Annotated in this window: 11 protein-coding genes; 10 read left to right on the forward strand and 1 reads right to left on the reverse strand. The window is 34.9% G+C overall.

The features are described from left to right. Positions 1 to 2: 2 nt before the first annotated feature. From C8C83_RS20310 to C8C83_RS20355, 10 genes are all read left to right on the forward strand, one after another. Positions 3 to 1,958, forward strand: a complete 1,956-nt coding sequence (locus C8C83_RS20310; protein ID WP_233566164.1) for an alpha-galactosidase — start codon at positions 3 to 5, stop codon at positions 1,956 to 1,958. Between the two features lie 4 nt (positions 1,959 to 1,962). Then, positions 1,963 to 3,939: a sialate O-acetylesterase gene (locus tag C8C83_RS20315; protein ID WP_233566165.1), complete on the forward strand. Its 1,977-nt coding sequence runs from the start codon at positions 1,963 to 1,965 to the stop codon at positions 3,937 to 3,939. 19 nt (positions 3,940 to 3,958) lie between these two features. Beyond that, positions 3,959 to 6,163: an alpha-galactosidase gene (locus C8C83_RS20320; protein WP_121331388.1), complete on the forward strand. Its 2,205-nt coding sequence runs from the start codon at positions 3,959 to 3,961 to the stop codon at positions 6,161 to 6,163. Positions 6,164 to 6,229: 66 nt separating this feature from the next. Next, positions 6,230 to 7,246, forward strand: a complete 1,017-nt coding sequence (locus C8C83_RS20325) for a GntR family transcriptional regulator (protein ID WP_121330394.1) — start codon at positions 6,230 to 6,232, stop codon at positions 7,244 to 7,246. Positions 7,247 to 7,249: 3 nt separating this feature from the next. Further along, on the forward strand, positions 7,250 to 8,842 hold the full coding sequence (locus C8C83_RS20330) for a solute:sodium symporter family transporter (RefSeq protein ID WP_121330395.1): 1,593 nt from the start codon (positions 7,250 to 7,252) through the stop codon (positions 8,840 to 8,842). Positions 8,843 to 9,929: 1,087 nt separating this feature from the next. Next, positions 9,930 to 12,956, forward strand: coding sequence for a TonB-dependent receptor (locus C8C83_RS20335; protein WP_121330397.1), 3,027 nt, complete (start codon positions 9,930 to 9,932; stop codon positions 12,954 to 12,956). 25 nt (positions 12,957 to 12,981) lie between these two features. Further along, entirely contained in the window at positions 12,982 to 14,514 is a 1,533-nt protein-coding gene (locus C8C83_RS20340) for a RagB/SusD family nutrient uptake outer membrane protein (protein ID WP_121331389.1), read from the forward strand. Between the two features lie 193 nt (positions 14,515 to 14,707). Beyond that, the gene (locus C8C83_RS20345; protein ID WP_121330398.1) at positions 14,708 to 17,653 is read left to right on the forward strand and encodes a discoidin domain-containing protein; all 2,946 of its coding nucleotides are present in this window, start codon (positions 14,708 to 14,710) and stop codon (positions 17,651 to 17,653) included. Positions 17,654 to 17,790: 137 nt separating this feature from the next. After that, the gene (locus C8C83_RS20350) at positions 17,791 to 20,130 is read left to right on the forward strand and encodes a glycoside hydrolase family 95 protein (protein WP_121330399.1); all 2,340 of its coding nucleotides are present in this window, start codon (positions 17,791 to 17,793) and stop codon (positions 20,128 to 20,130) included. Positions 20,131 to 20,384: 254 nt separating this feature from the next. Beyond that, the gene (locus tag C8C83_RS20355; protein WP_121330400.1) at positions 20,385 to 22,652 is read left to right on the forward strand and encodes a GH92 family glycosyl hydrolase; all 2,268 of its coding nucleotides are present in this window, start codon (positions 20,385 to 20,387) and stop codon (positions 22,650 to 22,652) included. Positions 22,653 to 22,943: 291 nt separating this feature from the next. Here C8C83_RS20355 and gldM read toward each other — a convergent pair whose 3' ends face one another. Then, on the reverse strand, positions 22,944 to 24,482 hold the full coding sequence (gene gldM / locus C8C83_RS20360; RefSeq protein WP_121330401.1) for a gliding motility protein GldM: 1,539 nt from the start codon (positions 24,480 to 24,482) through the stop codon (positions 22,944 to 22,946). Positions 24,483 to 24,488: the final 6 nt, after the last annotated feature.

Raw genomic sequence — 24,488 nt, forward strand, 5'->3', positions numbered from 1 at the left:
AAATGACTTATGGTAAAAGCGGAATTATTACTTACGATGTTCAACAAAAGACAATTGCCGTAAATCAATCCGGAAAAAATATTTTTTCGGGAGCAAAAGTTTCGGTTATTGTGAATAGTAGAACAATTTCTGTGAGCGATTATGCGGAAGCTGTTTTGTCAAAAGAAGCGATTCATGATGATTTAGGGAAAGGTTTAAAATATACGCTTACTTATAAAGACAAAAATAATCCAACGCTAATCCAGAGTTTTATAACTTATAACAATCAGTCGTATTTTATAACTCAAATCGAAATTTTAGGTAACGGAAATCAAATTGCAACCAATTATATTTCGCCATTAGATTTAGGAAAAGTTAGTTTTGATAAAATCGAAAATCTGCAAACTGTTTTCGTTCCTTATGATAATGACGCTTTTATAAGTTATGATTCGAAGAAACTAGAGGCAGTTTCTCAAAATACAAGTGCAGAAGTTGGGATTCTTTTTAATAATACTTCGCGAAATGGTTTTATCGTTGGCTCTCTTGAACATACGGTTTGGAAAAGTGCTGTAAAAACGATCAATAAAAACAAGGAACCATTATTTTCTGCTTGGGCAGGATATTCAGAAAAAGAAACTACACGTGATAGTATCGCTCACGGAATTGTAAAAGGCGATAAAGTTTCGTCTCCAAAATTCTTCGTGGGTTATTATGCTGATTGGAGAAACGGAATGGAAGAATATGCCAAAACGAATCGAATTGTTGAGAAACCTTTAGTCTTCGCGTGGGACAAACCAACTCCGGTTGGCTGGAATAGTTGGGGTGTTTTGATGGAAAAAATCAATTATGATAATACGACAAAAGTGGCTGATTTCTTTGCTAATTCAATTCCGCAATTTCGTGTTGGAAATACCGCTTTTATCGATTTAGATTCTTTTTGGGATAATATGGTTAAAGGTGGTTTTTCAGGAGATTTTAGTAAACTAAAAGAATTCGCAGATTATTGCAAAAGCAAAGGTCTGGAACCTGGAGCATATTGGGCGCCTTTTACAGATTGGGGCTGGAAAGATGGTCCAAATCGAAAAGCCGAAGGAAGCGATTATACTTTTGGTGAAATGTGGACGAAAACCGGAAATACTTATTTTGATTTTGATGGTGCTCGTGCCATTGATCCTACGCATCCCGGAACGCTTAAACGTGTTGATTATGTAATTAATAAACTAAAAGCGTGTGGTTTTAAAATGATTAAAATCGACTTTTTAGGTCACGCTGCTGCGGAATCTACTTCGTTTTATGATAAAAATGTTACGACCGGAATGCAGGCTTACAAAGTAGGAATGGAGCATTTGGTAAAAGCTCTTGACGGACAAATGCTTATTTATGCGGCAATTTCTCCAAATATGGCAACTTCTCGTTATGCACACGTTCGTCGTATTGCGTGTGATGCCTGGAAAACAATTGAGCAAACGCAATATACCTTAAATAGTGTGAATTATGGTTGGTGGCAAACGTATGCTTACGATTATATAGATGCAGATCATGTGGTTTTTGCTGATGTTACAGAAGGCGAAAACCGTGCAAGATTAATTTCGGCGGTTATTACCGGTACATTAATTACTGGAGACGATTATAGCAAAGAAGGAATCTGGAGCAAACGTGCAAAAGAATGGCTTCAGAATAAAGAGCTTTTAAAAATTGTTGCAAATGGTGTCGCATTCCGTCCTGTAGAAGGAAATACGGGAAAATTAACCACCGAAGTTTTCGAACAAAAAATTGGTAACGATTGGTATATCGCGGTTTTAAATTATGGCGCTTCAAGCAAAAATTATGAACTTCCTCTAGAAAGATTAGGAATAAAAAACGGCAATTATAAATTGCAGGATCTTTTTACTTCTGAAAATATTGACGTAAAAAACAATGTTATAAAAGTCACCCTTGGCGCGAAAGATGCGCATTTGTATAAAGTTATAAATCACTAATAAAATGCAGCTGAAAAAACATCTTTTTAAGAATACGATGCTTGTATTGGCATTGTTTATTATATCGTCAAATAGCGTTCATGCTACAGTATTATTGCCGTCTTTCTTTACGGATGATATGGTGTTGCAACAGAAAAGTTCAGTTCCGTTTTGGGGAGAAAGCGATGCGAAATCGGTAACTATTATAACTTCCTGGGATAAAAAAACATATACTTCTAAGGTTGAAAATGGTAAATGGAAAGTGATTTTGAAAACTCCCATTTATGGCGGACCTTATACCATTACAATAAATGACGGAACTGTAAAAACGCTTAATAATGTTTTGATTGGAGAAGTTTGGTTGTGTTCCGGACAAAGCAATATGGAAATGCCTCTGGAAGGTTGGGGAAAAATCAGTAATTATAAGGAAGAAATTGAAAACGCGAATTATCCGCAAATACGATTATTACAAGCGGAACATATCGAAAGTACTTTACCATTAAATACATTAAAAGTACAACACGACGGCTGGAATGTTTGCAGTCCAAAAACGATAGCAGATTTTAGTGCAACTGCTTATTTTTTTGCCAGAAAGATTTACAACGAAAAAAAGATTCCAATTGGGTTAATTCATTCTTCTTGGGGAGGAACCTTAATTGAAGCCTGGACAAGTTCTGGAGCGTTAACGACAATTCATGATTTTGATTCTGAAATTCAAGCCATGAAATCTGAAACTGATAACGCTGCATTATTGCAAAAATATAATGCTGATATGGCGGTTTGGGAAAAGAATTTGACAGCTTCAGACAAAGGATTTTCGGAAGAAAAAGCAATTTGGGCAACATCAAATTTTGATGATTCGGCTTGGAAAACAATGAAACTGCCTTCTTTTTTTGACACTAACGGATTAGGGAATTTTGATGGAGTAGTTTGGTTTAGAAAAAAGATCACAGTTCAGGATAATACTGTAGACTTTAGTCTAAATTATTATGCAGATGATGAAGATATGATTTGGATAAACGGAAATTATATTGGCGAAACTAAAGGTTATAACGTTGAACGTCATTATACAATTCCAGCTAAATTCTTGAAAAAAGGCGAAAACACAATTACAATAAGAGTTTTTGACGGATCAGGAAATGGAGGCGTTTATGGCGATGAAAAAATAGCTTTAAAATCTACTAAAGAAACCATTTCATTAGTTGGTGACTGGAAATATAATATTGGAGTCGATAGTAAAGATTTGCCTGTAAAACCGTATTTGGCTCAAGGCCAAAACCGACCAAGCGCCATATATAATGCGATGATTGCACCAATTATAGATTATAAAATAAAAGGAGTAATCTGGTATCAGGGAGAAAGTAATGCCGAAAGAGCGTATCAATATCAGAAGTTATTTCCTTTGCTGATAAACGATTGGAGAGAAAAATTCAAAGATAAAAATTTGCCGTTTTTGTTTGTTCAATTGGCCAATTATAAAGAACAGAAACAGCAACCAGAAGATTCTGATTGGGCAGAGTTAAGAGAAGCACAATTTAAAGCTTTGAGATTGCCAAATACTGGAATGGCGGTTACAACTGATATTGGAAACGGAGCAGATATTCACCCGAAAAACAAACAAGATGTTGGAGGTCGATTGGCAAATATAGCTTTGGCAAAAGTGTATAATACCAAAATCGATTATTCGGGACCACTTTATAAATCGTATTCTATAAAGGAAAATGTGGTGACTATTGATTTTGATTTCAATGAAAATATAAAACCCAGAGACAATCTGCTAAAAGGATTTTCGATTGCAGGATCTGATCAAAAGTTTCATTGGGCGGATGCTAAAATAGTAAATGGCAAAGTTGAAGTTTTTGCTCAGGGCGTAACAAATCCGGTTGCAGTGCGCTACAATTGGGCTGATAATCCTGCCGGAAATTTAACGAATGCATCAGGTTTACCTGCATCGTCTTTTAGAACAGATGTTTGGGCAGGAATTACACAAGAAAAGAAATAAGAAAATAACACATAATAAAATGAAAAAACAATTTACAACTTTAAGGCAGTCTTTTACGATCGCATTTTTTATTCTGACGAGTTATGGCAGCACAATAGCAGCACAAGAAATTATCTCGGTTAAAACCAAAAGTAATGCACTTGTTTTGCAAGTAACTCCGGGAAAAGAATTGAATACCATTTATTTAGGAGAAAAATTAGCGAATGATTTTGAATATGTAAAAATTCAAGGTCAGTTTCGTCAGGGAACAGATTATTCAGGGATTTATAATGCGGCTTATACGCCTTCAGGATCTAAAAATTTATTAGAACCTGCAATCGCTGTAACTCACTCTGACGGAAATACTTCGCTTGATTTATTATACGTAAAACATACTACAAAAACGATCGCTACAGGAATTTCTCAAACCGAAATTACGCTTAAAGATAATGTATATCCAATTGAGGTTCATATGTTTATTCAATCGTATTATGATACTGATGTGATCGAACAATGGACAACAATTCAACATTCTGAGAAATCGAATATTACTTTAAACAAATATGCTTCGGCAAATTTATACCTTAAAGGATATAATAATTTCTATTTGAATCAATATCACGGTGATTGGGCAAAAGAAATGCAACCTGAGGAAACGAAATTAACACACGGAATTAAAGTTTTGGATACTAAATTAGGTTCTCGTGCTAATTTATTTCAGCCTTCAGTATTTATGGTTTCTCTTGATAAACCTGCTACAGAAGATGAAGGAAAGGTTTTGTTTGCAGGTCTAGAATGGTCAGGAAATTTCAGAACTGATTTAGAATTAGATCCTTTGAATAATCTTCGTGTTATTTCCGGTATTAATAATGCTGCTGCAGCTTATTCATTGGCTAAAAATGAAGTTTTTACAACGCCTAAGTTTTGGTACACATTATCGTCTAAAGGAAAAGGAAATGCAAGCCGTAATTTGCACGATTGGTCTAGAAATTACAAAATATTAGACGGAAAAGGAAGCCGTATGACATTGCTTAACAACTGGGAAGCGACTTATTTTAACTTTGACGAAAACAAATTAAAAGTGCTTATCGCCGATAGTAAAAAACTTGGCGTGGATATGTTTTTATTGGATGACGGATGGTTTGGAAACAACTTTCCTCGTAACAATGATGATGCAGCGCTTGGAGATTGGGACGTAAATAAAAAGAAATTACCAAACGGAATTGGAATTTTAGTGAAAACGGCTAAAGACAATCAGGTGAAATTTGGAATCTGGATTGAGCCTGAAATGGTAAATCCTGCGAGTGATTTGTACAAAAAACATCCGGAATGGATTGTAAAACAGCCGGGAAGAGCGGAACATTATTTCCGTAATCAATTGGTTTTAGACTTATCAAACCCAAAAGTTCAGGATTTTGTTTACGGAGTTGTAGACAATCTTTTTACAGAAAATCCGGAATTAGCTTATATCAAATGGGATTGTAATGCGTTGATTTACAACGCGTATTCAAGTAATTTGAAAGACAAACAAAATAATTTTTACACAGATTATGTAAACGGACTTTACAAAGTTCTGGAACGTATTCGTGTAAAATATCCAAAAGTGCCAATGATGCTTTGTTCCGGCGGTGGCGGAAGAGTAGATTATGCAGCTTTAAAATACTTTACAGAATTCTGGCCAAGTGACAATACAGATCCTTTGGAGCGTGTATATATGCAATGGGAATACTCGTATTTTTATCCTGCTTTGACTATCGCAGCGCACGTTACAGATTGGGGAAAACAACCTATTAAATACCGTACAGATGTTGCGATGATGGGAAGATTAGGTTTTGATATTGTGGTTAAAGATCTAAATGAGAAAGATTTAGCTTATGCGCAACAAGCGATAAAAAACTATGGCGCTTTGAGCACTACAATTTGGCAAGGAGATCAATATCGTTTGCAAAATCCTTGGGGAAATGATGCGGCATCTGTAATGTTTGTGAATAAAAATGGTAATGAAGCGGTAGTTTTTAGCTATTTGGTAAATTCACGATATGAAGCAGGAACACATCTTCCGATAAAATTAAAAGGACTTGAAGCGGGACAAAACTATAAAGTGGAAGAAATCAATGTTTATCCGGATAAAAAAGCTGCGGTAGAAACCGTGACGTATTCCGGAGATTTTTTAATGCAGGTTGGAATTAATCCAAATGTAAATTCTTCAAATACGAGTGTTGTTCTAAAAATTACTAAGGCCTAAACTAAATCTCGAACATTAGTATATATTTGTAATATATTTCTAATTAAATACCCATTTAACCGTTTTATGAAGCAAATTATTCAACAGATAAAAAATCTTGAATCTATAAATTCCTTCTCTAAACATGAGCAATTGGTTCAGGGAATAATTAATGCAATTGATGAAAAAGTAGTTACAAAAGGTGATTTACTTCCATCTGTCAATACTTTTATAAGCGAATTAGGTTTTGCCAGAGAAACTATTGCCAAAGCTTATAAAGAACTTGTACACAGAGGAATCATCGAATCAAAAAACCGATTGGGTTATTTTGTGGCAACAAATGATGTAAAACAAGAGCTAAAAGTGGCTTTATTGATCTTTGCATTTGATATTTTTCAAGAGACTTTTTATGAAAATTTCAGAAAAGGTCTTGGGAAAAACGTTCAGTTAGATATCTTTTTTCACCATAATAATTTTGATACTTTCGAAAGTATTGTTCAAAATATAAAAGGAAAATACGGTATGTTTGTTATTGCTCCGATTCCGAGTGTAAAAACGCCACCTGTTTTAAAATTATTGCCAACAAACAGAGTTTTGCTGGTAGATCGTTTTATAGAAACTGATGAAGATTATAATTATGTTGCACAAGAGTTTGGCGATTCGTCGTACAATGCTTTTGTGCAGCTAAAAGATAAAATTAAGAAGTACGACGAAATCATTTTCTTCTTTAAACCATCGTCTGCAGAACCTGATGAGATTTTAAACTCGTTTAAAAGATTCATGAAGGATTATGATATCAAAGGCGTGATAAAAGAAGAATATGTTTCAGGATCTCTTGAAAAAGGGAAAGTATATTTCACAATTCACAATCTTGAACTTTGGGAAATGCTGAAAGATTCTAAAGTAAAAGGTCTTAAGATTGGTAAAGACATTGGGTTTATTTCGCATAATGATGATATTGTAAAAGAGATCATTTTTGACGGAGTTACCACATTCTCTACAGATTTCGCTGAAATGGGAAAAAAAGCAGCAAATTTTGTTCTAAATCGTAAAAAAACTCAGGAGATTATTCCAACAGTTTTGGTTGACAGAAATTCGCTGTAATTTATGAATGTTTGGTCAATCGTCAGTTTTATATTAGTTACAGGTCTTATTGCCCTGATTTCAGCAATAAAAACACGCAAAAAAAAGGTACAAACCACAAGCGGACTTTTTTTTGCAGATCACAACAATAACTTTTTCGTAGTAGGAGGAGCATTGTTGTTAAGCAATATAAGTGCGAATCAATTTATAGGCGAAAACGAATCTATTTATACCAATAATATGAGCGTTATAGCGTGGGGCGTGAGTTCTGTGCTGGCAATGTTATTGGTTGCAGAATACTTTTTGCCTATTTATTTTCGTACCGGAGCCATGACGATTCCGGATTATTTAGGAAAACGCTACGATCAATCTACCAAAAGATTGGTGTCGATTGTATTTTTATGCAGTTATATTGTTAATCTACTTCCTGCAGTTTTATATGGCGGAGCAGTTGCCCTTACGGGAATGTTCAATTTCTTAGAACCTTTACACTTAACGTATTGGCAAAATATCTGGATTATGGTTTGGGTAATCGGATTAACCGGTTGCGCTTATTCAGTTCTTGGTGGTTTGCGCGCAATATCGATAAGTGATACTATTTTGAGCATTGGATTATTGACTATTGGAATCGCTTTTCCTTATTTTGGATTCAAATTTCTTGGTCATGGAGATTGGTCTCAGGGTTTGCACATCATGCTTTCGCAGAATAAAGAGCATCTGAACGCTATTGGAAGTCCAACTGACGAAGTTCCGTTAAGTACTATTTTTACAGGAATGTTTATCATGAACCTGTATTATTGGGGAATGGAGCAGTTTATTGTTCAACAGGCGCTTTCGGCAAAAAGTCTTTCGCACAGTCAGAAAGGTATGGGATTGGCTTGTTTAGGAAAATTGTTATGTCCGTTTATCATCAATATTCCCGGACTTATAGGTGTTCATTTGTATAAAAATCTGGAGAATACGACCGAAGTTTTTCCATTAGTAGTAAAAGATACGTTACCTACGCTTTTAATTGGTTTAACTGCTGCAGTAGTTTTAGGCGCTGCAATAAGTACTTTTAATGCAGGTTTAAATAGCAGCAGTACGCTCTTTGTTTTGAATCTCTACAAACCTTGGTTAGAAAAAAGAAATAAGGAAATTACAGAGAAACATTTGGTTTATACAGGACGTAAATTCGAAATAATTGTTTCGGCTTTAGCCATGTTTTCGGCGCCATTTATTATGTTTAGCAAAGCTGGTTTTTATACGTATTTGCAACAGCTTGGAGGAATGTTTTGCGTGCCTATTTTTACCATTATTCTGGTTGGTTTTGTTTCGAAAAAAGTTCCGCCACAAGCTGCCAGAATCGGAATGGTGTTCTTTATTTTAAGTTATGTAATCTTTAATTATATTCTGGATATCAAACTTCATTATTTGCATATGCTGGCGATACTATTTGTTTTAACTACAATATGTATGTTGTTCGTTTCCAGGTTTTATCCGAATTATAAATATATCGAAATCAAACTTGAATCTGTTGGATTAGCACCCTGGAAAAACCGTTATTGGTATTTTGGCGCGCTCTTAATTGGGATGATTAGTATTTTTGTTTTATTCTCAAAATGGGGGATAGCGTAGGAGGAAGGTTCAAAGGATTGGAGGTTCAAAGGGACAAAGGTTTTTTTTTGAGGGTCAAAGAGGCAAAGGTTCAAAGGGACAAAGGTTTTATTGTAGAGGCGCACAGCAGTGCGTCTTTTTTTATTTTTTGTTCTTATGAAACGTGTTTGAATAAAATTCCGGAGGAATGATTTATATTGTAGCAACGTCCTGAAGCTTCGGGATTAATCCGTTGTAGGGTAATTGCAAATGATATAGATTGTAACGTAGAGGCGCACAGCAGTGCGTCTTTTTTTGCGTCTTTTTTTATGTTCAATAGAGACCTAACAGGTTTTTAAAACCTGTTAGGTCTAACAACCATAAAATCTAGAAAGAAGACAAAGATTATAACGTAGAGGCGCACAGCAGTGCGTCTCCGTATAGGTCAAAAAAACAAAAACAAAGAACCAAAAGTATGTGCCTTTAGGTACTACAGATCGGTAGAAAATATCAATTACGAATAGATTTAACGTGCCGTAGGTACGCAACAAAACGTTAATCATGCGTACCTACGGCACGCCAACGAATTTTACGCCAATTTTTTTTCTACCGACCTTTAGTGCCTGATGGCACTTTTTTTTAAAAAAAAATCTACTTGATTTAAATGGTTAAAACATATATCAATGTGTCTTTTTTACACAAATAAAATCAGGATTTTACGAGGATTATTAGTAATGGTTGGACTAATAATTTCATGAATTAATACTGCTTTTTTTCCCTTATTTCGAATTGTTTCTAAATATGTCTTTTACTTTAGAAATCGTATGAAAGTGGTTATTTTCTTTGTTTAAAGGATGAAACCCATAAGTTTTTGTCTGAGATTTCTTTATTTTAAACTTGATTTTTTTTCTTTATTCTTTTTAAACATTGTTATTTATACAAATGCCGAAAAAAATCCTGTAAAAAAATAACAAATTCTTAAAACATAAATTTGGATGTTATAAAAATATTTGTATGTTTGTATTGTTGTAGTATAGTATAGTATAAGTCAATTCGTTTTCTGATATTTTAAATGCTCAATATAAAAAAAAACTAACTCAATATTTTATTAACTAAAAACCAAATCATTATGAGAATTGCAATAAGATACTTATGCTTCTTAGTAGTTATGATGTCCGCCGGTACACTTTATTCCCAAACCATCACCGGTAAAGTTACAGATAATGAAAATTTACCATTGCCGGGTGCTACAGTTATAGTAAAAGGTACACAAACTTCTACAGTAACTGACATTGACGGAAGTTACAAATTAACGAATGTTAAAACCGGATCAACTTTAGAATTTAGTTTCATCGGATTTACTCCACTAAGCATTTCTGCTACTAGCTCAGTTGTAAATGCATCTTTAAAACCAAGCTCTCAAGAATTAAATGAAGTTATAATAGTTGGAGCTGTAATGAAAAAAGGCGATCTATCGGGTGCTGTAAGTAGCGTTTCGGGTGATAAGCTTAGAGAGGTTCCTACGCCAAATGTGGTGCAAGCGTTACAAGGGCGCGCTTCAGGTGTATATGTACAACAAAGCGCTGTACCTGGTCAATCAGGTTCGATAAGAATTAGGGGAAATAATTCTCTAAACTTTGGCGGTAACCCAATATTTGTAATAGATGGATTGGTTACTGATAGTAATTTTGAAAACATTAACCCTGACGATATTGCGAGTATGGAAGTTCTTAAAGATGCTTCTGCTACTGCATTATATGGTTCAAGAGCTGCTAATGGAGTAATCGTAATTACGACAAAAAAAGGTTCAAGATCAGGAGAAGCAAAAATACAATATGATACATGGACAGGTGTTTCTGAATTTGCAAGAACTATCCCTTTAATGAATGGTCAACAATTATTTGATTTAAGGGTTGATGCTTATGCAAATCGCTATATGGATGAACATCCTGGCGCTGATCGTGCTGCTTATGTTAATCAAATTAAGTCAGATGGTTCGACTGTTTTTGCGCCTTATGAATTAGAATCTTACAGAACGGGAAAAAGTTACAATTGGCTAGATCAGGTAACACGTTCAGGTTTTCAAACGAATCATAATTTAAGTTTTAGCGGAGGAGGAGAAAAGGGGACTTATTTTGTAAGTTTTAATTATGTTAATCAAGAAGGACTTCTTAAAAACTCTGATTTTAAAAGATATAACGGAAAAATCAACCTTACGCAGGATTTAAAATCATGGCTGCAGTTTGGTACTAATACTACTTTTTCAAGAAGCAAGAGCGATTATCAGGAAGGTAGTGCCTTTGGCGTGGCATTGGGAGCAAATCCATTATTGCCTATAGATTCTAAGGCTACTTATCTTAGATATGGTGAAGTATTTGACCAGAATCTTTATAACCCAATAAAAAGTCTTGATATCATAAATTCAAGCACGCGTAACAGACTTACAAGTAGTAATTTTTTAAGTGCAAAACCATTAAAAGGACTTGATATCAGAACTACTTTGTCTGTGGATATTGCAGATCAGGCAAATTTTGATTACATACCAAGTTACACAGGACAGTCGCTTAGAAATTCTATGAATGGAGAAGCTCATCATTATAGATATTCACAATTCAATTATCAGTGGGATAATACCGTAAGTTATAGTAAAGTTTTTGCTGCAAAGCATGACGTAAGTGTTATGGGAGGATTTTCTGTAATGAGTAATTCAGGTAACAGTACTGATGTAAGAGCTCGCGGATTTGTTAGTGATGATTTGACCTACATGGCATTATCAGGTGCGTATCAAAAGGATAATGCACAGTTAAGCTCGAATTTTACAGATTATTCAAACCAGTCGTATTTCGCAAGAGCGAACTATACTTATGATGGTAAATACAATATTACCGGTACAGTAAGAAGAGATGGTTCTTCTAAATTTGGTCCTAATAACAAATGGGGAACCTTTCCTTCGATAGCGGGAAGCTGGGATGTTGCCAAAGAAAATTTCCTTTCAGGATTTGAAAAATTAAACCAGCTTAAATTTCGTGTAGGATATGGTATGGTTGGTAATCAAAATGTAGATGCTTACAGGTATTTTGCCTTATATAATGCACAAGTAAGTAATAATTCAGGGACTTATGTGTCTGATAATTATATTGATAACTTTGATTTAAGATGGGAAAAACAAAAACAATTTAATGTTGGATTAGATGCTGGTTTCTTTAAAAACAGGCTGACTGCAAGTGCTAATTATTTTCATATAAATAATGATGATCTTTTAATGTTGCGTAACATGCCGGTTTCATCAGGATATAAATATAAGCTGGATAATATTGGTGCTACAACTAATAAAGGTATAGAATTAGAACTTAGCGGTGACATTATTAAAAACAAAGACTTTAAATGGAATGTTTCTGCCAACATATCATCGGCAAAAAATAAGGTTACAAAACTTTATGGAGACGCTACAGAGATATACAATTTAGGTGGTTACAGTAACAATGAGATTCAACGTACCGGAAACTTTTTCTTAGGTCAATCAGTAAACACAGTTTATGTTTTTGAGTATGATGGTATAGCACAGACTGGAGAAAACCTTAGTGGAGTAAATTATGGAAGTAGAACTGTTCAGGCTGGAGATATTAAAATTAAAGATCGTAATGGCGATGGTGTAATAAATGATAAAGACAGATATGTAGTTGGCGATTTGAATCCTGATTATTATGGAGGTTTTTCTACAGATCTTAATTACAAAGGTTTTGCATTAAATGCAGTGTTTTCATATTCAATAGGAGGTAAGCGACCAAGTTCTACTTACGAAAGCTATATGAATTCAGGAGGAATGAGTGCAGCACATACAGATCTTTTGGATCGTTGGACTCCTACCAATACCAATACAGATGTTCCAAGAGCTTATTATGGAGGTGGAAGATATTCTTTAGGCGAGACAGATAAGGCAATACAAGATGCTTCATTCCTTAGGTTAAATGCACTTACATTATCGTATACATTACAAGACAAAGTTGCAGAAAGTGTTTTTCTTAAAAATGTACGTTTTTATGTAACGGGATCTAATCTGTTTATTGTAACTAAATACAAAGGGTATGATCCTGAGGGAGGAGATTCTTATCCTATATCCAGAATGATAGTTATGGGATTAAATGTATCTCTTTAATCAAATTAATTTAAAAAATTATTTTATGAAAGCAAAAATTATAGCCTTTATGGCCTTAGCAATATTATCAGCTTCCTGTTCTTCAGATTTTTTGGATGAAGAGCCTAAAAGTTCACTTACTGCTGCTCAGGCATATGGCAGTTTAGGTAAAATAGAGCCTGTTCTCTTGGGAGCTATAACGAATTGGAGGAATATGCAAAAAGACCGTGCTGGACTTTATAGTTCTCTTGGTACAGATGAAGCACAGCAAGGAGCTTTGCAGGTAACCGGAGATGCAAATCAGGCAGGACTTGACTTATACAATGGTTTTCTAAGTCAGGAGAATCAGGCAATTGGGCAATTGTGGAATGACAGATGGCCAGTAATTGAAGTAGCCGCACAAACTATTAGAGCATTAGGAACCAATACCGAAGACGATAGTGCAAAACGTGATCTTTTAATGGGAGAAGCTAGTTTTTTGAGAGCAACATTAATGTTTGAACTTACACAATATTGGGGAGAAATACCTATTAATGATAAAGCAAAAACAGCAGAATTTGGTTTAAAACGTCAACCTCTTCCTTTGGTTTATTCCTATATAGTTGCCGATTTAGAAAGAGCAATTCAAAAACTTCCTGTAACACAAAGCAATCCTGCATTTCCTGCAAAAGGTGTAGCTCAGGCACTTTTAGGAAAAGTATATCTATACGCTCCTGAAGCGTCAGGATATCGTGATTATGCAAAAGGAAAACAATGGTTTGAAGAAGTTATTAAATCTGGAAAGTACAGTTTATTGCCTAATTATGCAGATGTTTTTAGTCCGGATCATGCTAATTCTTCAGAATCTTTATACGAATGGCAGTATACTAATAACTGGCCTGATAATAACCAGATCCAATGGCAGACAGGTTCAAGAGTTTTGGCAAATATAGATCAGTATGCTTATTTTGGCGGTTATGATCTGATACTTCCTACTCAATATTGTTATAAAGATAAAACGGATGGCGGAATATGGGAACCAGGCGATGTGCGTAAAGATGCGAGTATTCGTTATGATTTTACATATAAGGGAGTTACACCAACACTTCCTGCTGGTTTTGGAGGTGATGAATTGGATCCACACATTAAAAAATTTGAAGATATTCGTGTACAGGGAAAGCAATCGTTCTGGAATTCAGGAAAAAACAAACCATACATTCGTTATTCAGATGTATTACTTAACTACGCAGAATGCTTAAACGAATTAGGAAACACGGCAGAAGCTGAAGGATATGTAAATCAGGTTCGTACAAGAGCTTTTGGAGGTACATTACCAGCAGCAATGAAGTGGAGCGGACTTTCTCAAACTCAGTTTAGAGACCAAATTCTTGATGAACGTATGCGTGAATTGGCTTTTGAAGGCTGGAGAAGAATGGATCTTAATCGCACAGGAAAATTGGTAGAATTAGTAAAGGCTCGCAACAAATGGGCAAAACAAAACGGTACAATTGCTGCCTTTCATAGCCTTTATCCTATTCCTATCGGAGAGATTAAGCTAAATGATGAGATTGGTCCGGAAAATCAAAATCCAGGATATTAATATCCGTAAAAATAGTTTTAATGTAATTTTTTTTTTGGTCACGTGATTTTTGGTTGATCACGGTTTGATTAGTAATGCCATTTTGGATTTAGGTAATAACAGTACAAGTGAGTTTTCTGTTAGAAAAAACTTATTCCAAAATGGCATTCTTATTTTTTAATGTTTACGATCTGTAAACCAATTAAGCAACAACATGAAGTTTATTAATAGTCAGATTTATACAATAATATTGGTTTTAAATGCTTTAACATTAAGCGTTTATTCCCAAAACAAAGTAAGTTTAAACTCTTCTGATATTGTTTGGAAGCTAAAACCACAAACAGAAATAGGGCAGGATAGCCTTAAAATATTTACTCCAAATTATTCCGATACAAATTGGGTAAAAGCCGTTGTTCCGGGAACAATTTTTAATTCTTATGTCGTAAGCGGATTAGAAAAAGATCCCAATTATGGCGATAATATCTATCAGGTAGATAAATCAAAATACGATCGCAGTTTTTGGTATCGTTCAGAATTTGCTGTTCCGGAGAATTTCACAAAAGATATCGTCTGGCTTAATTTTGAAGGAATCAATCGTGAAGGAGATATTTACCTTAACGGAAAAAAAATAGTCACTTTAAGCGGAATGATGCAACGTGGTAAATTTGATATTACCAAATTGGTGCATCGCAAAGAAAAAAATGTGTTGGCGATTTTGGTAAGCATTCCAAAACAACCTTTAAATAATTACGGAAGCCCAACCTATATTTCAAGCGCAGGCTGGGATTGGATGCCTTATGTTCCGGGATTAAATTCAGGAATTACAGATGATGTTTATCTTAGTAATACCAATAAAATTACGATTGTAGATCCGTGGATTCATACGGATTTGCCATCAAACGGACGTGCAGATCTTGAAATAAAAGTAGATCTAAAAAATTCTTCGGCACAAAATCAAGAAGGAGTTTTGACAGGAGTTATAATGCCTGGAAATATTACTTTTTCTAAAAAAATAAGTTTGGATGCAAATGCCATTACAAACATAAAACTAAGCAAAGAACAATTTCCTGAACTAGCAATTCAAAATCCTAAATTATGGTGGCCAAATGGTTACGGAGATCCTAATTTATATACTTGCCAGTTTACTTTTAAAATTGGCGACGTTGTTTCAGACGCTCAAAAAGTAACTTTCGGAATTAAAAAATATACTTACGATACAGAAGGTGGCGTTTTGCATGTTTCGATAAACGGAAAAAAAGTCTTTCTAAAAGGAGGAAACTGGGGAATGAGCGAATATATGCTTCGTTGCCGCGGAGATGAATATGATCTTAAAGTAAAACTTCATAAAGAAATGAATTACAACATCATTCGTAACTGGTTAGGTTCAACTACAGATGATGAATTTTATGAAGCTTGCGATAAATATGGAATCATGGTTTGGGATGATTTTTGGCTAAATGCAAATCCAAACTTGCCATTAGATATTAATGTTTTTAACAACAATGTTGTCGAGAAAATAAAACGAGTGAGAAATCATGCAAGTATAGCTGTTTGGTGTGGAGATAACGAAGGCGTTCCTCAACCTCCGCTTAACGGTTGGATTGCCGAAAATATTAAAACTTTTGATAACAATGATCGTTATTATCAGCCTTGTTCAAACACAGGAAACCTGAGCGGAAGCGGTCTTTGGGGAAATAAAGATCCAAGGTTTTATTTTACGAAATATCCTGCGGCTTATGTTGGAACGGGAGATGGTCCGGGTTGGGGCTTAAGAACCGAAATTGGAACAGCCGTTTTTCCTAATATCGAAAGTTTCAAGAAATTTATTCCGGAAAAAGATTGGTGGCCAAGAAACGAAATGTGGAATAAACATTTCTTTGGAGAAAAAGCCTTTAATGCATCACCGGATAATTATGATAAAAGTATCACAGAACGTTATGGAAAACCTTACAATCTGGAAGAATATACCACAAAAGCGCAATTGCTAAATATCGAAACCAATAAAGCCATGTATGAAGGCTGGTTAGATCATATGTGGGAAGATGCTTCGGGAATTATGACCTGGATGAGTCAATCGTCATATCCAAGTATGGTTTGGCAGACTTATGATTATTATTATGATTTAACAGGAGCATATTGGGGCGTAAAATCGGCTTGTGAACCATTGCACATTCAGTGGAATCCGGTGAATAATTCGGTTAAAGTAATTAATACCACAGGAACGGATTTTAAAAATTTAAATGCCGAAGCAACGGTTTATAATTTGGACGGAAAATCAGTAGCAAAATTCAAGCAAAATACAACTGTAGATTCGTATTCAAATACAGCAACAGAAAGTTTTGTGATTCCGTTTTATTCGAACCAAAAAGATTTGGCTTTTCAGAAAAATGCAACGGCTTCTTCAACAGATGGAGGAAATACGAGAGACGTTACAGACGGAGATTCAAACAGTCGTTGGGCAAGTAATTCAACAGATAATGAATGGATTTATGTAGATCTTGAAAATGAATATGTCGTAAACCGAGTAGTTTTAAATTGGGAAAATGCCTTTGGAAAAGAATATAAAATTCAGGTAAGCACAGATGCAAAAAACTGGACAGAAGCAAGCGTTATAAAAGAAGGAAAACAAGGTCTTGAAACTATTTCATTTGATGAAGTAAAAGCCCGTTATGTTCGAATGTTAGGTATAAAACGTGGTTCAGGTTGGGGATATTCCCTTTATGATTTCAAAGTTTTTGGTGCCGAAACCAATACAAATACTTTAGATTTGAGTCCGGTACATTTTATTAGATTAAAATTAAAAAACGCTCAAAACAAATCGATTAGTGAGAATTTTTATTGGAGAGGTTCTAATATGAAAGACTTCACCGATTTGAATAAATTGCCAAAAGCAAACGTAAATGTTTCGAGTAAGATTGTAAAACAAAACGGGAAATATGTTATTAAATCAAAAGTTTCAAGCCCGTCAGAATTAGCATTTGGAATTCACATTCAGGCTTTAAATGATAAAACCGGAGCTCAGATTTTACCAGCAATTATTAGTGATAGTTATTTTACTTTACTAAAAGGAGAAAGCAAAGAAGTTACTGTAGAATTTGACGAATCGCTTTTGAAAAACGGAGAAAAACCGGTTATAAAAGCGATTCCTTATAATAAATAAGAGATTGTTCTCACCGCAAACCTAACAGGTTTTTAAAACCTGTTAGGTTTAATACACGTCTAAAATTGATTAAATAAATTTATCACCGATAAAAAATCATTCCAATCCTTTTAATCTGTGGCTAAAAAACACATAATATGAATATCAATACATACAAAGCATTATTTTTTATATTACTGCCTTTTTTGGGCTATTCGCAAAGTAATCCGATAGAATTATGGTATACAAAACCAGCTTCTCAATGGGAAGAAACCTTACCATTAGGAAACGGCCGTTTAGGAATCATGCCAGATGGCGGAATCACAACCGAAAAGTTGGTTCTAAACGATATTACTTTATGGAGCGGATCTCCGCAAGATGCGAACAATTACAAAGCATATACTTTTTTGCCTCAAATAAGAGAATTGCTTTTAGCCAATAAAAACAGCGATGCCGAAAAACTAATTAATGAGAATTTTGTTTGTACAGGCCCGGGTTCAGGAAGCGGAGACGGAGCAAATGTTCAATTTGGCTGTTATCAGGTTTTGGGAGACATGACCTTGAAATTTGATTATAAAACCCAATCAAAAGCTACAAATTACACCAGAAATCTAAACATACAAACTGCAGTTGCAACGACTCAATTTACAATTGATGGAGTGACTTATAAACGTGAATATTTTGCAGGTTTTGGTGACGATGCGGCTTTTATCAAACTAACTTCAAGTAAAAAAGGAAAACTAAACTTCACGGTTCAGTTAGACAGATCGGAACATTTTAAAACCATAAATGGTACAGATAATTCTCTTATAATGTCAGGTCAGTTAAACAACGGAATTGATGGAAAAGGAATGAAATATGTAGCTAAAGTAAAATCTCAGGTAAGAGATGGAAATACTTTATATTTTAATAATATAATCGAAATAAAAAATGCTACAGAAGTCGTATTGTTTATTTCAGTTGGAACCGATTTTAAAGATAAAAACTTTGAAGTTTCAGTAGATAAAATTTTGGATATAACAATGCAAAAGAAATATCAGGATCAGAAGAAAACGCATATTCAAAACTATCAGAAGTTATTCAATCGCGTGGCTTTGAACTTTGGTAAATCAACCAAAAATACATTGCCTACAAATCAGCGTTTAGATGCTTTTATGAAAGATTCCGATTCAGATACAGGACTTCCGGTTTTGTTTTACCAATACGGCCGTTATTTGAGTATCAGCAGTACAAGAGTAGGATTGTTGCCGCCAAATTTGCAAGGATTGTGGGCACATCAGGTTCAAACACCTTGGAATGGTGATTATCATCTTGATGTAAATGTACAGATGAATCATTGGGCATTAGAAACAGGAAATTTATCAGAATTGAATCTTCCGCTAAAAGATTTGGTTAAAGAAATGGTTCCTTATGGAGAAAAAACAGCCAAAGCTTATTACAATGCCGATGGTTGGGTGGCGCACGTTATCACCAACGTTTGGGGTTTTACAGAACCAGGAGAAAGCGCTTCATGGGGAATTGCAAAAGCGGGTTCAGGATGGTTGTGCAATAATTTATGGAACCATTATCTGTATTCAAATGATAAAGAATATTTGGCTGAAATTTATCCAATTATAAAAGGAGCAGCTCAGTTTTATAACAGTATGTTGGTGAAAGATCCCGAAACAGGATGGTTGGTAACTTCGCCATCTGTATCGCCTGAAAATTCGTTTTTCCTACCAAATGGTCAGGATGCACACGTTTGCATTGGGCCAACAATCGACAATCAGATTGTTCGTGAATTATTTGATAATGTAATTACAGCATCTGCAAAACTAGGATTAGATAATGATTTAAGAATCGAACTCGAAAAACGATTAAAATTATTACCTCCGGCAGGAGTAATTTCGCCTGACGGAAGAATTCAGGAATGGTTAAAACCTTATAAAGAACCAGATCCGCAACATCGTCACGTTTCTCATTTGTACGGCTTATATCCGGCATCTTTAATTACGCCGGAAAGCACACCTGAACTTGCAGAAGCAGCTAAGAAAACCCTTGAAGTAAGAGGAGATGATGGACCAAGTTGGTCAATTGCTTATAAAATGTTGTTTTGGTCACGTTTGAAAGAAGGAAACCGTGCTTATAAATTATTAAAAACAATTTTGAGACCAACATTGGCAACAAACATCAATTACGGAGCAGGAGGAGGAGTTTACCCAAATTTACTTTCGGCTGGACCTCCATTTCAAATCGATGGAAATTTTGGAGCCACAGCAGGAATTGGTGAAATGCTGATTCAGAGCCACGCCGGATTTATCGAATTATTGCCCGCAATGCCAGACGTTTGGTTAAACCAAGGTGAAGTAAAAGGGCTTAAAGCCGAAGGAAACTTTACGATAAATATGAAATGGGAAAAAGGTAAAGTGACGAAATATGAAGTTTTATCTCCTGTACCAACAAAAGTAAAAGTGAAAGTAAACGGAGAAATGAAAGAGATTACGTCTTCTAAGTTATAATTTGTAGAATTTAATTAGACCTAACAGGTTTTTAAAACCTGTTAGGTCTGGAATTAATCACCCAAAAAGGCTTGAATAGCCTCCTGCTTTAGTTGGAGGTTACCGAAGTCAGAGTCAAATATGGCTTTAGCCGAAATCTTAAAGTATTTTGGCTAAAGCCATTTTTTAATTATTTTTTTTGATCTCCAGCTAAAGCTGGAGTCTATTCAATAGAAGAATGAAATCATGTTTTACTAATTTTTATGCTAAAAATAATGAAACTCAATAAAATAATATTTTGTGCTGCATTTCTAAGCTCAATAATTTTAGGAGCACAAACAACAGAAAAAATAACGTCACATGTAAACCCGTTTATCGGAACAGGAGCAGCACACGGTTCGCCGCTTTCGGGAAATAATTATCCAGGAGCGACAGTTCCGTTTGGGATGGTGCAATTGAGTCCTGATACAAGAAATACACCTGATTGGAGCGTTGCCAGCGGTTATAACTATAACGACACTACAATTGCAGGTTTCAGTCACACCCATTTAAGCGGAACCGGAGTAGCCGAATTATTCGATGTTATGTTGATGCCCTTTAGTGGCGCAATAGTCAAGGAAGAAGCCGGACAAAATGCGTATCAGTCTAAATTTTCTCATGAAAAAGAATCGGCTAAACCTGGTTATTATAGTGTAGAATTATTAGATTATCAGATAAAAGCAGAACTTACGGCAACTATACACGCAGGTTTTCATAAATATAGTTTTCCTAAAAATAAAGAAGCTCATATCATAATCGATTTAGATCATTCGATGAAAAAGTCCGATTGGAATACACGTATTATCGCATCTCAACTTTCATTTCCTAATGATCATACTATCGAAGGTTATCGCGTTATCACAGGTTGGGCTCCAATGCGAAAAGTGTTTTTTCACGCTGAATTTTCACAGCCTATAATCCGTAATCATGTTACAGATGGCGGAAATATTTATGACAATGCTAAAATAGTCAACGGAAATGCAATTCGAGCAATTTTAGATTTTGATACTTCAAACCAACAAGAAATTTTGGTAAAAGTAGGAATCTCAGCTACGAGTATCGAAAATGCACGATTGAATGTTCAGGCTGAAATTCCTGATTGGAATTTTAATGCAATCGTAAACGCTGCGGATTCAATTTGGGAAAAAGAACTCAATAAAATAAAAATTGACGGAACACCGGAGCAAAAGCAAATTTTCTACACCGCTTTATATCATACGTTCATTCAACCGAATACTTTATCAGATGTTAGCGGAGATTATCCAGCTGCCGATTTTACGACCAGAAATTCATCTAAACCTTATTATTCAACATTTTCTTTATGGGATACCTATCGTGGTGCGCATCCTTTATACACGATTTTACAGCCGGAACGTTCAGTTGATTTTGTAAATAGTATGTTGGCGTATTATAAAGTCTTTGGTTATTTACCAATCTGGCAATTATGGGGACAAGAAAATTATTGTATGATTGGCAATCATGCCATTCCGGTTGTGGTTGACGCTGTGCTTAAAAATCTACAAGGAATTGATGCTGAAGCAGCGTTCGAAGCCGTAAAGAATTCAGCAACACGTGAACATCCGGGATCTCCATTTGGCATTTGGGAAAAGTACGGTTATATTCCGGAGAATCTAAAATCCCAATCGGTTTCTTTGACGTTAGAAATGGCTTATGATGATTGGTGTGTAGCCGAATTAGCCAAGAAAATTGGCAAAACAGATGATTACAATCATTTTACGAAACGTTCTCAATTTTATAGAAATCTATACGACAAACAAATAGGATTCTTCAGAGCTAAAGATGATAAAGGCAATTGGATTAGTCCCTTCGATCCATTAAAATACGGCGCAAATGGTGGATATCCGTTTACAGAAGGCAACGGCTGGCAATACTTTTGGTACGTTCCGCAAGATGTAAAAGGGCTTATAAATTTAGTTGGCGGAGATAATGCTTTCACCAAAAAACTGGATACTTTTTTCACTTTAGAAGACAAACCTGAAGAAGTAAACGACAACGCTTCAGGTTTCATTGGACAATATGCACACGGAAATGAACCAAGTCATCATATTGCATATTTGTACAATTACGGTGGACAACCTTGGAAAACCCAACAATACGTTTCAGAGATTTTGAAGAAAATGTATAATACGACTTCATCCGGTTATTCCGGAAATGATGATTGCGGAGAGCTTTCGGCGTGGTATATTTTTAGTGCAATGGGATTTTATCCTGTTAATCCTGCAAGTGGGATTTATGTTATTGGATCGCCATTATTAAAAGAAGCTTCTATTGAATTAAAAGACGGAAAGATTTTTAAAGTTATAGCAAAGAACGTTTCTGATAAAAATATTTATATCCAAAGCGCCAAATTAAACGGTAAAAAGTATAGTAAAACCTTTATTAATCTAGCTGATATTGATAATGGCGGAGTTTTAGAATTTATTATGGGATCAAAACCAAATAAAAAATGGGGAACAGAATTAGAGGATAGACCAATTAAATAAATTTCACGAAAATTGCCCACAGATTTTACGGGTTGAACGGATTATCGCAGATTTTAATTTTATTATTTACGCGTTCAGTTTGTCAGTAACAATTACGAGTAAAATAAAAAAAAATCCGTTTTTATCCGCGTTTTCGCAAAGCGAATCCGTGTCATCCGTGTACGATATTCAATCCTAAGAACGACAAGACTGTAAAAAGCAATAAAAAAAGGTTTAATGAAATTAATCATTAAACCTTTTTTATTTCAAAAAACCTAACATTTTAAAACCGTGTCAGATCTAGTATTTGTATTATAGTATTTCGTAAATTACAGGAGCAGTTCTTGGTAATAAATAGCTGCCTGCTCCTGCAAGTTTAGTTTTAATTTCAGAAATAGTAACCTGATCTCCTTTTCCTGCTCTTGAAAGAACTTGTTTGCATTGTGCATTTAATTTGTTCCCGCTAACAACAACTGTAGGCTGTCCGGCAATTTTTAAGTTAAATCCAATGACTTCTAAACCAACTTCAAAATCAAAATCAAGTAAATTAGCACCAATCGTAGCAATTTCTAAGTTAGATCTAGGACCTTTAACGATACCCATTTCACCTCTAATTGTTCCTGTTGGTCCGGGAATACCTTTAATTCTAAATGTTTTCTTATCTGTAACTTGATCTCCGTTTGGCAATGTACCAGTTACAGAAATAGTAGTTTCGGTACCTGAACCTGGACTCATATTATATTTACCTGCTTTACCAGCTGAAGATAATCCCGGAGCACTTGCAACGACTTTATTATCAGCAACACCGGCAAATGATACAGAGATTGGGTTAACAACACCTCTATAAACAACATTCATTTTGTCTGCGGAAATTGTAGCTGAATTTGGTCTTGGTACAACAACGTAAGTTCCATTAAAAGGAAGATTAATTGGTTTACCATTTTCAACAAAATTGAAAGAACCTCCAATTTTTTGCTCTCCAACGCCACCAGCTGTCATCTCTAGTAAAGCTTGACCATTTACTAATTTACCAGGACCTTTAAAGTCACTAAATTGAGCATTAGGATCGTATTTACCCAAAACTACTTTACCAGTAACTTTTTCTCCTTGGAAATAAGCATTTTTATCTAAAACAACAATTGCTTGAAATTTACTATAAGAAGCTTCTGCTACTGCAGCTTTCCCTAATGCAGCACTGTAGACATCAGATTCTGCTTTTTGAACGTCATTTTGCCAAGCCGAAAGTTTAGCCAATGAAGCAACAGCCGGGAAACCTTTAAAATGATACGCTAAATATTTATCTTTTAAACCTTCTTTGTTTGCAACATCTGAAATATCAAATTTCTTTTCAATTTCAGCTAAAATTACAGCATATTTTTTATCTGATAATGCAGATTTCATAGCTGCTTTATACTTTTCAATATGAGAAATGATATCATTTCCTTTTGTAGTATAACCTTCTCCTGTAAACCAGTTGTCGATAGTATCACCTTTGTCCATAGACTCATAAGGTAATTTACCAGTTTCTTTGTCAGTTTCAAATCCTTTTAAAATATCGCCTTTTAGAGAACCGATATACGTATAAAATTCTTTTGAAATTGTTTTAACTTTATGTGCAATAATTGCCTCAGCAGCGTATTCACCTTTTGCTTCAGATGCTTTTTGATCTAAAGATTTCAATAAATCATCATTTGTTTGCTCTGAAGAGGTATTAGCACTTTCAAATTTTTCATTCATTAAGCCAAAAGCAGATAAAACTTCTTTTGACATATTCATTGCTAACATTGCGATGAAAACCAGATACATCAGGTTAATCATCTTTTGTCTAGGGGTTAATTTTCCTCCTGCCATTATTTC

Origin of the sequence: Flavobacterium sp. 90, assembly GCF_004339525.1 — a bacterium.
Classification (GTDB): Bacteria; Bacteroidota; Bacteroidia; order Flavobacteriales; family Flavobacteriaceae; genus Flavobacterium.